Source organism: Microbacterium sp. MYb72, assembly GCF_002979415.1.
Taxonomy (GTDB): domain Bacteria; phylum Actinomycetota; class Actinomycetes; order Actinomycetales; family Microbacteriaceae; genus Microbacterium; species Microbacterium natoriense.
The window spans coordinates 39,595-53,771 of record NZ_PCOT01000028.1; the positions used below are offsets into that span (position 1 = coordinate 39,595).

Consider the following 14,177-nt stretch of genomic DNA (forward strand, 5'->3'; position numbering starts at 1 on the left):
GTGAAATACCAGCATCGTCCGGTCAGGGCACCCCAAGTTTCCGCGGAAAGACGCGGTGGAGGAGAGTGGAGTGCCAGTGGAGGACGGGTGGAAGCCCGTGGAGGACGGCTCCAGCCCCCTCCAGCGCCACACCGGACACGAAAAAGGCCCGGATGCTGAGCATCCGGGCCTTGAGAAGTTCTTGCGGTCAGTGACCGTCTTGGCGGCGATCCCATCGATCGTTCATGCGATCCATGAAGGAGGCCGAGTTCTGCTGCTGCTTCTTCGCGCGCTCGCGGGGAACGGCGGAGACGGGGCGTCGAACCGGGGTGACGGCGAGCATCACACCGCCGAGCATCGCGGCGAAGGCGACGACGCCGACCACGATCCCCCAGACGTCACCGAGGATGACGCCGACGATCAGACCGCCCACGCCTGCCAGGAGCAGCAGGGCTCCGTAGACGAGATTGCGATAGCTCAGAGTGCGGTCGCCGGTAGGCGCGCTCACGACATCCGCGTCGTTGTGGAGGAGATGGCGTTCCATCTCATCGAGCAGACGCTGCTCCTGTTCGGAGAGTGGCATTTCGTCCCCCTCGGGTTTCTTCCGACCATTCTACGCGCGCCTCGGCGCCTCGGGGTAGCCGTTCGTGCCCGGATTCCCTTTACGTATGCTGGGAGTCGTGCCGTCACCCACTCCCGTCCCCGACGCCGTCGCCGAACGCCTCGATCTCTTCATCGAGAGGATGCGCGTCGAGTCCGTCGAGTACGGTCCCGACGCGGCCGCGATGCTCCACGCGGCCGCGGACACCCTCGTCGGAGGCAAGAGGCTGCGCGCCCGGTTCTGCCATTCGGGCTGGAGCGCCGTAGCACGGTTCCGCGACCGCGACGCCGCCGAGACCTCTTCTCTCTGGGACGTCTGCGCCGCACTGGAGATCTTCCAGTCGGCCGCGCTGGTCCACGACGACCTGATCGACAACTCCGACACGCGACGGGGCCGGCCGGCCGCGCATCGCGCCCTCGAGGGTGCTCACGAGAGCTCGGGCTGGACCGGAGACGCCGCTGCGTTCGGACGCTCGGCAGCCATCCTGCTCGGAGACCTCCTCGTCGCGTGGAGCGACGATCTGCTGGAGGACGCGCTGGAGACGCATCCGCACGCCGCTCGCGTGCGACGGGAGTACGCACGGATGCGCCGCGATGTCACGGTCGGCCAATTCCTGGACATCGCGGAGGAGTCGGCATGGAGCGTGAACGCCGCCGACTCCCACGTCGAGCGCGCACTGCGCGTCGTCTCCCTGAAGTCGGCCCGCTACAGCATCGAGCAGCCGCTCGTGCTGGGCGCGTCCCTCGCGGGCGCGGACGAGGAGCAGCTGCGGGCGCTGCGCAGGTTCGGACATCCGGTGGGGATGGCGTTCCAGCTGCGGGACGACGTCCTCGGCGTCTTCGGCGACACGGCGGTCACCGGCAAGCCGGCCGGAGACGATCTCCGTGAGGGCAAGCGCACCGTCCTCGTCGCACTGACGAGGCAGACCCTCGACGCCTCCGCCAGGAATCTGTTCGACGAGATGCTCGGGGATCCGGATCTCGACGCGCAGCAGGTGTCCTTCCTGCAGGCGACGATCGACGGCTCCGGCGCCCTCGCCCGCGTCGAGGAGATGATCGACGCCTATGCGAAGGATGCCGACCGTGCGCTCTCGGGCGCTCGGCTCGACAACGCCGCCGTCAGCGGCCTGCGCGACCTCGCCAGGGCGGCGACGACGCGATCGGCCTGATCATGCGAGCGCGCGCGCGATGCGCCGCACCTCGCTCTTGTGCCCGGCGAGCAGCGCGGCGATCGGCGAGCGGCCGAGCGTCTCCTCTTCGCCGCGGAGCCAGTCGATGACCTCGTCGTCGCTGAACCCGGCGTCCTGCAGCGCGATGATGGTGCCGCGCAGCGACGGGAGCGGGTGGCCGTCCACGATGAACTCCGTGGGAACGGCGAAGACGCCGCTGCGCTTGGAGCCGATCAGGTAGTGCTCGTCGATCAGGCGGCGCACGCGGCCGAGCGGCACATCGAGCACCTCGACGAGATCGGGCATGGTCAGCCAGGCGGACTCGGTGGATGCAGCGACGTTCTCAGACACGTTGCCCACTATCTCACCTCTGCGCGCGCGGCGCATATCGTCACACCCGTCACATCTTTCACTTGAGTCACTATTGTTGACTTCTGTTTACTTACGTGTCAGCGTGGGCAGACGTCGAACAAGGGGGACCCGTGAGACCGAACTCCGCAGCGCGACGCATGCGCTACCTGCAGCTGGGGGTGCCCGCTGCCGTGCTCGGCACCCTCGCCGGAACGATCGCCGCAGCCCCGGCATCCGCCGACGCGTCATCGACGCAGATCGAGCGTCTCCATCTCTCCGGCCTTCGGATCGTGCCCGCCACGGCTTCGCCGACGAGCTACGTCGTGCAGCCTGGCGACACGGTGTCCGCCATCGCGCAGCAGCACGGTCTGCGCACCACCGATGTGCTCGCATGGAACGGCCTCACCTGGCGCTCGGTGATCTACCCCGGCCAGACGCTCACCCTCACGGGCGCCGCAGCGCCCGCCTCTCCCGCGCCGTCGGCTGCAGTCGGGCAGAGCCACCTGGTCGTCGCCGGGGACACCGTCTACGGCATCGCGCAGAAGTACGGCACCACGGTCGACGCCGTGCTCGCTGCCAACGGTCTCACCAGGGCATCCGTGATCTACCCGGGCCAGACCCTTGCTGTCACCGGAGCCTTGGCCCCTGCAGCGGCTCCCGCTGTCGTCGCCGCACCGGCGCCGACGGGCGGGCAGGCCTACACGGTGGTCGCGGGCGACACGCTCTCCGCGATCGCCCAGAAGTACGGCACCTCGACCGCGAACCTGTACGCGTGGAACGGCCTGGGCCCGGGATCGATCATCTATCCGGGGCAGAGCATCACCGTCTCCGCTCCCCCTGCCGCAGCGGCATCCGGCACCGAGCAGCTCAGCGCGAGCCTCGACGCGGAGCAGACGGCGAACGCGGCGCTCATCGTCCGCATCGGCCGCCAGCTCGGGGTCTCCGATCGCGGCGTCGCGATCGCACTGGCCACCGCGATGGTCGAGTCGGGCATGCGCAACCTCTCCTACGGAGACCGCGACTCGCTCGGACTCTTCCAGCAGCGCCCGAGCACCGGGTGGGGCGCCGCGGAGCAGATCATGGATGCCGACCGCAGCACCCGCGTCTTCTACGGCGGGCAGAGCGACCCCAACGGGCAGAACTCCCGAGGTCTGCTCGACATCCCCGGATGGGACGGCATGGCGTTCACAGACGCCGCCCAGGCGGTGCAGATCTCCGCGTATCCCCTGCGTTACGGCCAGTGGGAGTCCCAGGCATACCAGTGGCTCGCCCACCTCGGGTGAACCTCCCGGCAAACCCGCAGCCCTCAGGGGCGAGCCGTTCCGCAGGCTTTCAGCCTGTCTTCCATAGAATCTTGACGTGACGACCAATCAGCAGGCCGACCCCCTCATCGGGCGGCTCGTCGACGGTCGGTACCGGGTCAGGGCCCGGATCGCGCGAGGCGGCATGGCGACGGTGTACGTCGCCACCGACCTCCGCCTCGAGCGGCGCATCGCCCTCAAGGTCATGCACGCGCACCTCAGCGACGACTCGGCCTTCCAGAGCCGGTTCATCCAGGAGGCCCGTTCGGCGGCGCGTCTGGCCGACCCGCACGTCGTCAACGTCTTCGACCAGGGCCAGGACGGCGAGCTCGCCTATCTGGTGATGGAGTACCTGCCGGGCATCACCCTGCGCGAGCTCCTCCGCGAGCAGAAGCGCCTCACGATCTCGCAGACGATCACGATCATGGATGCGGTGCTCTCCGGGCTCTCCGCCGCTCACCGCGCCGGCATCGTGCACCGCGACGTGAAGCCCGAGAACGTGCTGCTGGCCGAGGACGGCCGCATCAAGATCGGCGACTTCGGCCTCGCACGTGCCACCACGGCGAACACCGCGACCGGTCAGCAGCTGCTCGGCACGATCGCCTACCTCGCCCCCGAGCTCGTCACACGCGGCACCGCCGATGCCCGCAGCGACATCTACGCGCTCGGCATCATGCTCTACGAGATGCTGGTCGGCGAGCAGCCCTACAAGGGCGAGCAGCCCATGCAGATCGCCTTCCAGCACGCGACGGAATCGGTGCCGAGGCCGAGCGCGCGCAACCCCGGCGTGCCAGAGCAGCTCGACGAGCTCGTGCTCTGGGCCACCGAGAAGTCCCCAGACGACCGTCCGGACGACGCGGGCCAGATGCTGGAGCGCCTGCGCGAGATCGAGCGTTCTCTCGGCATCGCCCCCGCTGTCGCCTCCGCCACCGCGCCACAGCGCGCGCACGCCGACTCCGGCGATCTCACCAAGGTCATGCCGGGAACGCTGCCCATCGCCGACCCCACGGCTCCCGTGCCGCAGACGGTCGACAACGCGACGCTGCTGCGTCGCCGGTCGTCCAAGCGACGTGCCCGCGGCGCCTTCCTGCTCACGCTCGTGCTGCTGCTGGCCGCGGTCGCCGGCGGCGTCGGCTGGTGGTTCGGATCGGGCCCCGGTTCGCTCGTGGCCGTGCCCGGTGTGGCCGGGATGTCGTACCAGGACGCCGCGGATACGCTGACGTCCGAGGGATTCGTACCGGTGCAGAAGGACGAGTTCTCCGTCGACATCCCCGCAGGAGAGGTCATCAAGACGGACCCCGGAGAGGGCCAGCGTCTCGACAGAGGCGTGACGGTCACGGTGATCGTCTCCACCGGACCCGCACCGCACGATCTCGCCCCCGTCGCCGGAGTGGACGTCGAGACCGTCCGCGGTCAGCTCGACGCGGCGAACCTCGACATCACCGACGACGAGAAGTACTTCGACGACCTCGACGACGGCATGGTCCTCAACGTGCGCATCACCCCTCGTGGCGGCGGCGACGCCTTCGGCTGCGACCAGGGCTGCACGGTGCACGAGAAGGACACGGCGACCATCCAGGTGTCGGTGGGCCCTGTCCCCGACGTCAGCGGCATGAACGTCAACCAGGCGACCAAGACGCTGACCGACAAGGGTCTCGTGGTCAACCCGGAGAGCCAGACCGTGTTCAGCGAGGACGTCGCCAAGGACAAGGTGATCGGGTACGCCGACCGCGCCGAGGCGGGATCCTGGCGACCGGGCGACACCATCCAGCTCATCGTCTCGAAGGGGCCCGAGCTGTTCGACGTCCCCGATGTGAAGGGGATGACGCGGGACAAGGCGAAGGAGGCCCTCACCAACGCCGGGTTCAAGTGGAGCTACACCAGCGACACCATGATCCCGGATGGCGCGTGGGACCTGCTCGACAACAAGAACACCAAGGTCGTCTCCTACAGCCCGACCGAGCCGCAGCGCAAGAGCACCACCATCGTGCTCCAGATGGGACTCAGCGGCTAGCATCCGCTGCGCGTCACCCGCCGTTCACCTCCCGGCCACGGCGGGGCAACTCCCCCGGCATCTGCCGGATGCCTGACGCCCACACTCTGTCGAGTACCCCCGTACTCGCCGACCCGGAGTGTGCCATGCCCTCTCGTCCCCTCTCCGCCGCGGTGCTCGCGACCTGCCTTCTGGCCGGCACGATCACCGTCGCCGCCGTCCCGGCCTCCGCGGCCCCCCGCACCGCCGACGTCTTCTCCCGCGCCGCGACCTACCCCGTGTACCTTAACGCTCCTGCGGGGGTGGACCCGGCATCCGCCACCGTCGCGGAGATCTCCACGATCACCGCCGACGGCACCGTCGTCTACACCGACGCTCTCGGAAAGCGGATCGGCTTCGTCGATGTGACCGACCCGTCGAACCCCCGCGGAACCGGAACGGTCTCCCTCGCCGACCTCGGCCACCCCGACGACCAGCCCACGTCGGTCGCCTCCTACGGCGACTACATCCTCGTCGTGATCGACGAGACCGGCGGGCAGTTCACCGATCCGCACGGGCGGCTCGACGTGCTGCGCGCATCCGACCGCTCCCTCGTGCGCTCGATCGATCTGGGCGGCCAGCCCGACTCCATCGCGATCTCGCACGACGGCGCGTACGCGGCGATCGCGATGGAGAACCAGCGCGACGAGGAGATCAAGCCCGCCGGCGGCAAGAAGGGGGATCTCCCCCAGCTGCCCGGCGGATTCGTCCAGGTGCTCGACCTCGGCGAGGACCCCGCCGCCTGGACCACGACCCCCGTGCGCTTCCTCGCCGAGGACGGCAGCCCGCTGCCAATCGTCGCGGCATCCGGAATCGACACCCCGCAGGACCCGGAGCCGGAGTACGTCACCATCGACGATCGCAACCGGCTCGCGGTGACGCTCCAGGAGAACAACGGCATCGCCGTGATCGACCTGGAGACCAAGACGCTCACGTCCGTCTTCTCGGCGGGCGCGGTCGCGCTCAGCGGCGTGGACACCGTGAAGGACGGCCGCATCGACCTCACCGGATCGCTGCCGGCGACGCCTCGCGAGCCCGACTCGATCGCGTGGGTCGGCGACGGTCTGGTGGCCACGGCCAACGAGGGCGACTGGAAGGGCGGCACCCGCGGTTGGACGGTGTTCGACACCGCGACCGGTCTGCCGGTGTGGGACGCGGGGAACAGCTTCGCGAACATCGCCGTGCAGTACGGCCTGCACAACGAGGACCGCGCGGCCAAGAAGGGGGCCGAGCCCGAAGGGCTCGCGTTCGCCGAGTTCGGCGGCACGCCGTACGTGTTCGTCGCCAGTGAGCGCTCCAACTTCGTCGCCGTGTACGACATGACCGACCCGGCCTCCCCCGTGTTCGATCAGATCCTGTTCACGACCAACGGCCCCGAGGGCATCCTCCCGGTGCCGGGGCGCGATCTGCTCGTCGTGTCCAGCGAGACGGACGACGCGAGCGTCGGCGTCCGCGCCTCCGTGAGCCTGTTCTCCTTCGGCGCCGGTGCGCCCGCGCAGCCCAGCATCCTGTCCGATGCGGTCGGCGGCGCGCCGATCGGATGGTCCGCGCTCGGCGCGCTCTCCGGGCACCCGACGAACTCCTCGCTCGTCTACGCCGCGAGCGACGCCGTCGTCTCCCCGGCGACGATCTACACCGTCGACGTGTCGCAGACTCCTGCCCGCATCACCGCCTCGACGGCCGTCACCGAGAGCGGCTCGCCCATCGCTCTGGATGTGGAGGGCATCTCCACCGCCGCGGACGGCACCTTCTGGCTGGCCGTGGAGGGCGCGGCGGGAGCCGGCAACACCATCGTCCACACGGATGCCGCAGGTACCGTGCTCTCGCGTCACCCGCTGCCGGCCGAGGTCGCCGCGCACGTCGGCAAGTGGGGCTTCGAGGGCGTCAGCGTGACCGGCGAGGGCGCCGACCTCCGTGTGTGGAGCGTCATCCAGCGTCCGCTCTGGACAGACCCATCGAACCTCGCCGCCGGCACCGTGGACGGAGCCGACATCACCCGCATCGGCCGCCTCGACCCGGCGACGGGCGCATGGGAGTGGTTCGGCTACCGCCTCGACGCGACGACCGCCCAGGGAGACTGGATGGGGCTGTCGGAGATCACGGCGATCGACGACGACACGTTCGCGATCATCGAGCGCGACAAGCTCAACGGCCCCTCGGCCGCGGTGAAGCGCGTGACGCGCGTCGACATCCCGGCGGATGCTGCGCCCAGCGCGTTCGGACAGCCTCTGACCGTGCTCGAGAAGACGACCGCGATCGACGTGCTGCCGCAGCTGAGGGCGACGGCCGGTTGGACCCAGGAGAAGCTCGAGGGCTTCGCGATCGCCGCGGACGGCCGCCTGTACGGGGTCACCGACAACGACGGTCTGAAGGACGCCACGGGCGAGACCGTGTTCCTGCGCCTGGGCGCCGCCTCCGAGGTCTTCCCCGACACGTCGGCGCCCGCGGTGCCCTCGCTCACCCTGAGCGCGTCGAGCGTGAAGGCCGGCGCCGAGCTCACCGTCACGGGAACGGGGTTCCCCGCTTCGACGGAGGTGCGCATCGAGCTGCACAGCGATCCGGTCGTGCTGGGCACCGCCTCGACCGACGCCCAGGGCGCCCTGCGCTTCACCGGGGCGGTCCCCGCGGGCACCGCGCCGGGAGCGCACGAGATCGTCGCCGTCGCGGGCGAGGTCACGGCCCGCACCCCGCTGACGGTGACCGCGTCCGGCGGGGCGACGACCCCCGGCACCGGAGGTTCCGTGCGACCTGGCGACCTGGCCACGACCGGCGGTGACGCGTCCTGGCTCCTGCCGGTGGCCGTGGGCGCCGGCATCCTGCTCCTCGCGGGTGCCGTGCTGCTGATCGTCCGCCGCCGCACGCGTTCCTGACCCGACACGGAGAAGGGCCGGAACCCAGGAGGTTCCGGCCCTTCTTCATTCGGCGTTCGGCGCGTGTCAGCGCTTCTCGAGCTCCTCGGCCACGAGGAAGGCGAGCTCGAGCGACTGCATGTGGTTCAGACGCGGGTCGCACAGGCTCTCGTAACGGGTGCCGAGCGCGGCCTCGTCGATCTGCTCGGAACCGCCCAGGCACTCGGTGACGTCGTCGCCGGTCAGCTCGACGTGGATGCCTCCGGGGAACGTGCCCACCGCGCGGTGCGCCTCGAAGAATCCGCGGACCTCGTCGACGACGTCGTCGAAGCGACGGGTCTTGTACCCGGTCGGCGTGGTGATGCCGTTGCCGTGCATCGGGTCGGTGACCCACAGCGGCTGCGCACCCGAATCACGGACGGCCTCGAGCAGCGGCGGAAGCGCATCGCGGATCTTGCCGGCGCCCATGCGCGTGATGAAGGTCAGGCGACCGGGCTCACGGTTCGGGTCGAGCTTGTCGATCAGCGCGAGCGCCGTGTCGGGCGACGTCGTCGGGCCGAGCTTGACGCCGATGGGGTTGCGGATCTTCGAGAAGTAGTCGACGTGCGCGCCATCGAGCTCACGGGTGCGCTCGCCGATCCAGAGGAAGTGCGCCGAGGTGTTGTACGGGGTGTCGGTGCGGGAGTCGATGCGCGTCATCGGCCGCTCGTAGTCCATCAGCAGGCCCTCGTGACCGGTGAAGAACTCGACGCGCTTGAGCTCGTCGAAGTCCGCACCCGCGGCCTCCATGAACTTGATCGCGCGGTCGATCTCGGCGGCCATGCGCTCGTAGCGCTGGTTCGCCGGGTTCTGCGCGAAGCCCTTGTTCCACGAGTGCACCTCGCGGAGGTCGGCGAAACCACCCTGTGTGAAGGCGCGGATGAGGTTCAGCGTGGACGCGGCCGTGTGGTACCCCTGCAGCAGTCGGCCGGGGTCGGCCTGACGGGATCCCTCGGTGAAGTCGTAGCCGTTGACGATGTCGCCGCGGTAGGCGGGGAGCGTGACGTCGCCGCGGGTCTCGGAGTCGCTGGAGCGCGGCTTGGCGAACTGCCCGGCCATGCGTCCCATCTTCACGATGGGCATCGACGCGCCGTAGGTGAGCACGACGGCCATCTGCAGCACCGTCTTGATGCGGTTGCGGATCTGCTCGGCGGTCGCTCCGGCGAACGTCTCGGCGCAGTCGCCGCCCTGCAGCAGGAACGCCCGGCCGGATGCCGCGCGAGCGAGGCGATCCCGGAGGTTGTCGACCTCACCGGCGAACACCAGCGGAGGGAGGGTCGAGATCTGGCGGGAGACCTCGGCGACGCGCTCTGCGTCGGGCCACTGCGGCTGCTGCTTGATCGGGAGCGAGCGCCACGCGTCAAGGGCGTCGATGTGGTGCGGGAGCATGCCCCCAGCCTAGCGGGAGCTGAGGCTCAGGAGCGCCGTGTGGCAGCGACCGGAAGGCGGTCCTTGACGGTCGACGCGTAGACGTCTTCGTACTCCTGCTCCCCCAGTCGCTGGAGCGCGACCATGATCTCGTCGGTGACGGATCGGAGGATGTAGCGGTCGTTCTCCATGCCCGCGTAGCGCGAGAAGTCGAGCGGCTCTCCGATGACGATCCCCACGCGCATGATCCGCGGGATGCGCCGGCCGATCGGCATCGCCGTGTCGGTGTCGACCATGATCACCGGGACGACGGGGACCTTGGCCTCGAGCGCCATCCGGGCGATGCCGGTGCGCCCCCGGTACAGCTTGCCGTCGGGGCTGCGCGTCCCCTCGGGATAGATGCCGAGGAGGTCGCCGCCGCCCAGCACCTGCAGTCCCGTGTTGAGGGATGCCTCGGATGCCTTGCCACCAGAACGGTCGATCGGCAGCTGACCCGTGGCCTTCATGAAGAACTTCGTCGCACGGCCCTTGATGCCGCGTCCGGTGAAGTAGTCGCTCTTGGCGAGAAAGGACATGGACCTGTCGAGCATGAGCGGCAGGAAGATCGAGTCGGCGAACGACAGATGGTTGCTGGCGAGGATCGCCGCGCCGCTGGCGGGCACGTTCGCTCGGCCCACCACCCATGGTCGGAAGATCGCCTTCACCAGAGGGCCGATCACGACGTACTTCATCAGCCAGTAGAACATCGTGGTGAAGTCTAGCGCCGTGGATGGCTTCCATTCACGGTGGCGACTGAGTTTCATCCTGAATGAAATTCAGTCCCATGCCTTAGACTCGGGTGAACACGTGCCCGACCGGTACCGAAGGAGCTGCCGTGGTCCAGTTTGAAGTCCCCGCCGTCGTCCCCGCCGACCCAGATGCGAACATCTCCGACATCCTGGCGAAGCGCGTCGAAGCCACTCCGAACCTCGCGCTCTTCTCCGTGCCCGAAGGAGAAGGCTGGCGCGACATCACCGCCGCCGACTTCCAGACGGCCGTGATCGCCCTGGCCAAGGGGTTCGCCGCCGCCGGCATCCAGCCGGGAGAGAAGGTCGGCTTCCTCGCTCGCACGACGTACGAGTGGACGCTCGTCGACTTCGCGCTGTTCTACGCCGGGGCCGTGATGGTCCCGATCTACGAGACCAGCTCGCCGTCGCAGATCCAGTGGATCCTCGAGGACTCCGGCGCCATCGCCCTCCTCGTGGAGTCCCCCGAGCACTTCTCCCGGGTCGACGAGGTCCGCGGCGACCTCCCCCTGATCCGCGAGGTCTGGCAGATGCACCTCGGAGCGATCGACGCCCTCACCGCGCAGGGTGCCGCGGTGACGGATGACGAGATCGAGCGTCGACGCAACCTCGCGGTCGGCAGCGACATCGCGACCCTCATCTACACGTCGGGCTCGACCGGCCGCCCCAAGGGCTGCGTTCTCACCCACAGCAACTTCGTCGAGCTCTCCCGCAACGCGGCGAAGTCCCTCAACGAGGTCGTGCAGACGCCCGGAGCCTCCACGCTGCTGTTCATCACCACGGCGCACGTGTTCGCGCGCTTCATCTCGATCCTCGACGTGCACGCCGGCGTCCGCACCGGCCACCAGCCCGACACCCGGCAGCTGCTGCCGGCGCTCGGATCCTTCAAACCGACCTTCCTCCTCGCGGTGCCCCGCGTGTTCGAGAAGGTCTACAACTCGGCCGAGCAGAAGGCCGAGGCCGGCGGCAAGGGCAAGATCTTCCGCGCCGCCGCCGAGGTCGCGATCGAGCACTCGAAGCTCCTCGAGGCCGGCAAGCCGATCCCGTTCGGCATGCGCCTGAAGTTCGCGCTCTTCAACAAGCTCGTCTACAGCAAGCTGCGCGAGGCCATGGGCGGCAACGTCGTCTACGCCGTGTCCGGCTCCGCCCCCCTCGGCGCGCGTCTCGGCCACTTCTTCCACAGCCTCGGCGTGGTGATCCTTGAGGGCTACGGCCTGACCGAGACCACGGCGCCCGCCACGGTCAACCTCGCGGACAAGTCGAAGATCGGCACGGTGGGCCCCGCGCTCCCCGGCGTCGGCATCCGTCTCGCCGAGGACGGCGAGATCGAGGTCCGCGGCATCAACGTGTTCAAGGAGTACTGGAACAACCCGCAGGCGACCGCCGACGCGTTCAGCGAGGGCGGCTGGTTCCGCACCGGCGACATCGGCACCTTCGACGCCGAGGGCTTCCTCACGATCACGGGTCGCAAGAAGGAGATCATCGTGACGGCGGGCGGCAAGAACGTCGCCCCCGCCGCGCTCGAGGACCCGATCCGCGCGAACCCGATCATCGGTCAGGTGGTCGTCGTGGGCGATCAGAAGCCGTTCATCTCCGCCCTCATCACGCTGGACCCCGAGATGCTCCCGACCTGGCTGGGCAACAACGGGCTCCCGGCCGACATGTCCCTCGAGGAGGCGTCGACGAACGCCGCCGTGCGCGCCGAGGTGCAGAAGGCGGTGGATGCCGCGAACACCCGCGTCTCCCGCGCGGAGTCGATCCGCAAGTTCACGATCCTCGACAGCGAGTGGACTGAGGCCTCGGGACACCTCACGCCCAAGCTCTCCATCAAGCGGAACGTCATCATGAGCGACTTCGCCGACGAGATCTCGGCGATCTACGACGAGCCCGTCGCCACCACGAACGTCGCGATCGGCGGCTGAGCTCGGATCCACCATGGTCATGCAGAAGGGCCCCGCCGAGGCGGGGCCCTTCTGCATGACCGGTCAGAACCAGGAGCTCTCGCGCACCTCGCGCATGGCGACCTTGCGGGTCTCCGGATCGAGGCGGGTGAGGTACAGCTTGCCGTCGAGGTGATCCGTCTCGTGCTGCAGGGCCTGGGCCAGCAGACCGTCGCCCTCCAGCACCACGGGGTTGCCGTCGAGATCGATGCCCTCCACACGGGCCCACGGATGCCGCAGAGCGTCGTGCCAGAGCCCTGGCACCGAGAGGCAGCCCTCGCCGGTCGGCACGGCCTCACCGCGGACCTCCGTCAGCACCGGGTTCAACACGTAGCCGATGTCGCCGTCGATGTTGTAGCTGAAGGCGCGCAGCGCGACGCCGATCTGCGGCGCGGCGACGCCCGCCCGTCCGGGCAGCTCCACGGTCTCCACCAGATCGGTCACCAGGGCGCGCACGCCGTCGTCGATCACCTCGATCGGCGCGCACACGGTGCGCAGCACGGGGTCGCCGAACACGCGGATCTCACGGACGGCCATCAGGCGGCCTTCGCCCGGAGGCCCTCGACCAGCAGCGCCGCGAGCTCTCGCGCCGCGACACGGGTCTCCGGCTGCAGGTTCGCGAAGACGATCGTGCCGCCTCCCGCGATCTGGGAATCGTACGGCACCCGGACGACCTTCTTGGCCCTGGTGCGGAAGTGCGCCTCGAGCTCGTTCAGCCGCACCAACGGCGCACCGGGCGTGGACTGGTTGAGCACCACGATGGCCTCCCGCGCCTGCTCCGCGTAACCGTTGGTCTCCAGCCAGGTCAGCGTCTCGGACGCCAGTCGCGCCTCGTCGACGCTGAGACCCGACACGATCACGACCTGGTCGGCGAGGTCGAGCGTCGCCGACATCACGGAGTGGACGATGCCCGTGCCCGTGTCGGTGAGGACGAGGGAGTAGTAGTGCGCCGCGACGCCTGCGACGTCGCGGTAGTCGCTGTCGCTGAACGCCTCCGCGATGCGGGGGTCGGAATCCGAGGCCAGCACATCGAGACGGGTGGCGTCGCGTGCGACGATCGAGGAGATGTCGTGGTAGCCCTTCACGTCATCGTGGATGCGCACGAGGTCGCGCACCGTCCGGCTGTGGGCCGACCGCACGACGCGATCGGCGAGAGTGCCCCTGTCGGGGTTGGCGTCGACCGCGATGACCCTGTCCTCGCGAGCATCCGCGAGCGCCATCCCCAGGAGCGCGGTGATCGTCGTCTTGCCGACGCCGCCCTTGCGCGACAGAACGGGCACGAAGCGCGCGCCGCCGGACAGCGGGGCCGCGATCCTCGCACTGAGCGCCTTTCGCTCGCGAGCACGCCTGCCGTCGCCGATGTTGATGCGACGCCCGGAGACCGTGTAGAGGAAGTGGCTCCACGCGCCCTCCGGCTCGGGCCTGGTGACGCGGCTCGGGTCGAGCAGACGGTCGGCGGTGAGCAGATCGGCGCTCTCGCGCGAGGCCTCCCCCAGATCGTCGAGGCGCTTCGACGAGAGCGCCACCTCGGTGCGCGACGCACGGGTGGGCTGCGTCGCCACGGACTTCTCCTTCGCATCGTTCACGACGGGGAGCTCCTTTCGGGATGCGACAGACGGTGAAGGGGCGAGAGCCGTCGCCTTGGCCTCGAGATCGGCCTTCGCACGCGCGATGAAGGCAGCGGCCGCTGCCGCCTCGGCAGCGACGGCGTCCTCGGGCTCGGGCTCGGGCTCGGGCTCATTCACGGCTTCCGGCTCGGGCGCA

At 69.4% G+C, this 14,177-nt stretch carries 11 protein-coding genes; 5 read left to right on the forward strand and 6 right to left on the reverse strand.

Going from position 1 to position 14,177, the window contains the following annotated elements; translation table 11 throughout:
• Positions 1 to 187: 187 nt before the first annotated feature.
• Entirely contained in the window at positions 188 to 562 is a 375-nt protein-coding gene (locus tag CQ047_RS14700) for a DUF3040 domain-containing protein (protein ID WP_105676479.1), read from the reverse strand.
• An 85-nt stretch (positions 563 to 647) separates the two neighbouring features.
• Here CQ047_RS14700 and CQ047_RS14705 point away from each other — a divergent pair, with 85 nt between their 5' ends.
• Positions 648 to 1,748, forward strand: coding sequence for a polyprenyl synthetase family protein (locus CQ047_RS14705; protein ID WP_105676480.1), 1,101 nt, complete (start codon positions 648 to 650; stop codon positions 1,746 to 1,748).
• On the opposite strand, the gene CQ047_RS14710 is transcribed toward CQ047_RS14705, so the two are convergent.
• Positions 1,749 to 2,108 carry an Rv2175c family DNA-binding protein gene (locus CQ047_RS14710; protein WP_374197872.1) on the reverse strand — a complete coding sequence of 120 codons (360 nt, stop codon included), beginning with the start codon at positions 2,106 to 2,108 and terminating at the stop codon, positions 1,749 to 1,751.
• Positions 2,109 to 2,230: 122 nt separating this feature from the next.
• Here CQ047_RS14710 and CQ047_RS14715 point away from each other — a divergent pair, with 122 nt between their 5' ends.
• The 3 genes from CQ047_RS14715 to CQ047_RS14725 all read left to right on the forward strand — a co-directional run bounded on the left by CQ047_RS14715 (position 2,231) and on the right by CQ047_RS14725 (position 8,302).
• A complete protein-coding gene (locus CQ047_RS14715) occupies positions 2,231 to 3,382 on the forward strand; it encodes a LysM peptidoglycan-binding domain-containing protein (protein ID WP_258132693.1) in 1,152 nt (383 codons plus the stop codon).
• Between the two features lie 76 nt (positions 3,383 to 3,458).
• Entirely contained in the window at positions 3,459 to 5,414 is a 1,956-nt protein-coding gene (gene pknB, locus CQ047_RS14720; RefSeq protein ID WP_105676483.1) for a Stk1 family PASTA domain-containing Ser/Thr kinase, read from the forward strand.
• Between the two features lie 125 nt (positions 5,415 to 5,539).
• Positions 5,540 to 8,302 (forward strand): esterase-like activity of phytase family protein, encoded by a 2,763-nt coding sequence (locus CQ047_RS14725; RefSeq protein WP_105676484.1) that lies wholly within the window; start codon positions 5,540 to 5,542, stop codon positions 8,300 to 8,302.
• Positions 8,303 to 8,368: 66 nt separating this feature from the next.
• Here the strand turns inward: CQ047_RS14725 and CQ047_RS14730 are convergent, their stop codons facing one another.
• A complete protein-coding gene (locus CQ047_RS14730) occupies positions 8,369 to 9,709 on the reverse strand; it encodes a class II 3-deoxy-7-phosphoheptulonate synthase (RefSeq protein WP_105676486.1) in 1,341 nt (446 codons plus the stop codon).
• Between the two features lie 26 nt (positions 9,710 to 9,735).
• A complete protein-coding gene (locus CQ047_RS14735) occupies positions 9,736 to 10,434 on the reverse strand; it encodes a 1-acyl-sn-glycerol-3-phosphate acyltransferase (protein ID WP_105676488.1) in 699 nt (232 codons plus the stop codon).
• Between the two features lie 128 nt (positions 10,435 to 10,562).
• On the opposite strand from CQ047_RS14735, the gene CQ047_RS14740 reads away from it, so the two are divergent.
• Positions 10,563 to 12,395 carry a long-chain fatty acid--CoA ligase gene (locus tag CQ047_RS14740; RefSeq protein WP_105676490.1) on the forward strand — a complete coding sequence of 611 codons (1,833 nt, stop codon included), beginning with the start codon at positions 10,563 to 10,565 and terminating at the stop codon, positions 12,393 to 12,395.
• Between the two features lie 63 nt (positions 12,396 to 12,458).
• On the opposite strand, the gene def is transcribed toward CQ047_RS14740, so the two are convergent.
• Complete coding sequence (def, locus tag CQ047_RS14745) at positions 12,459 to 12,950, reverse strand: peptide deformylase (protein ID WP_105676492.1); 492 nt, start codon at positions 12,948 to 12,950, stop codon at positions 12,459 to 12,461.
• Positions 12,950 to 14,177: MinD/ParA family protein (locus CQ047_RS14750; RefSeq protein ID WP_258132694.1), on the reverse strand; the 1,228-nt coding region annotated here is incomplete at its 5' end. The genes def and CQ047_RS14750, both read right to left, overlap by 1 nt.

Bases quoted from the DNA above. Each gene is read 5' to 3' on its own strand.
- CQ047_RS14700 (WP_105676479.1), bottom strand. From the start codon at position 562: ATGCCACTCTCCGAACAGGAGCAGCGTCTGCTCGATGAGATGGAACGC.
- CQ047_RS14705 (WP_105676480.1), top strand. From the start codon at position 648: ATGCTGGGAGTCGTGCCGTCACCCACTCCCGTCCCCGACGCCGTCGCC.
- CQ047_RS14725 (WP_105676484.1), top strand. From the start codon at position 5,540: ATGCCCTCTCGTCCCCTCTCCGCCGCGGTGCTCGCGACCTGCCTTCTG.
- CQ047_RS14730 (WP_105676486.1), bottom strand. From the start codon at position 9,709: ATGCTCCCGCACCACATCGACGCCCTTGACGCGTGGCGCTCGCTCCCG.
- CQ047_RS14735 (WP_105676488.1), bottom strand. From the start codon at position 10,434: ATGTTCTACTGGCTGATGAAGTACGTCGTGATCGGCCCTCTGGTGAAG.
- def (WP_105676492.1), bottom strand. From the start codon at position 12,950: ATGGCCGTCCGTGAGATCCGCGTGTTCGGCGACCCCGTGCTGCGCACC.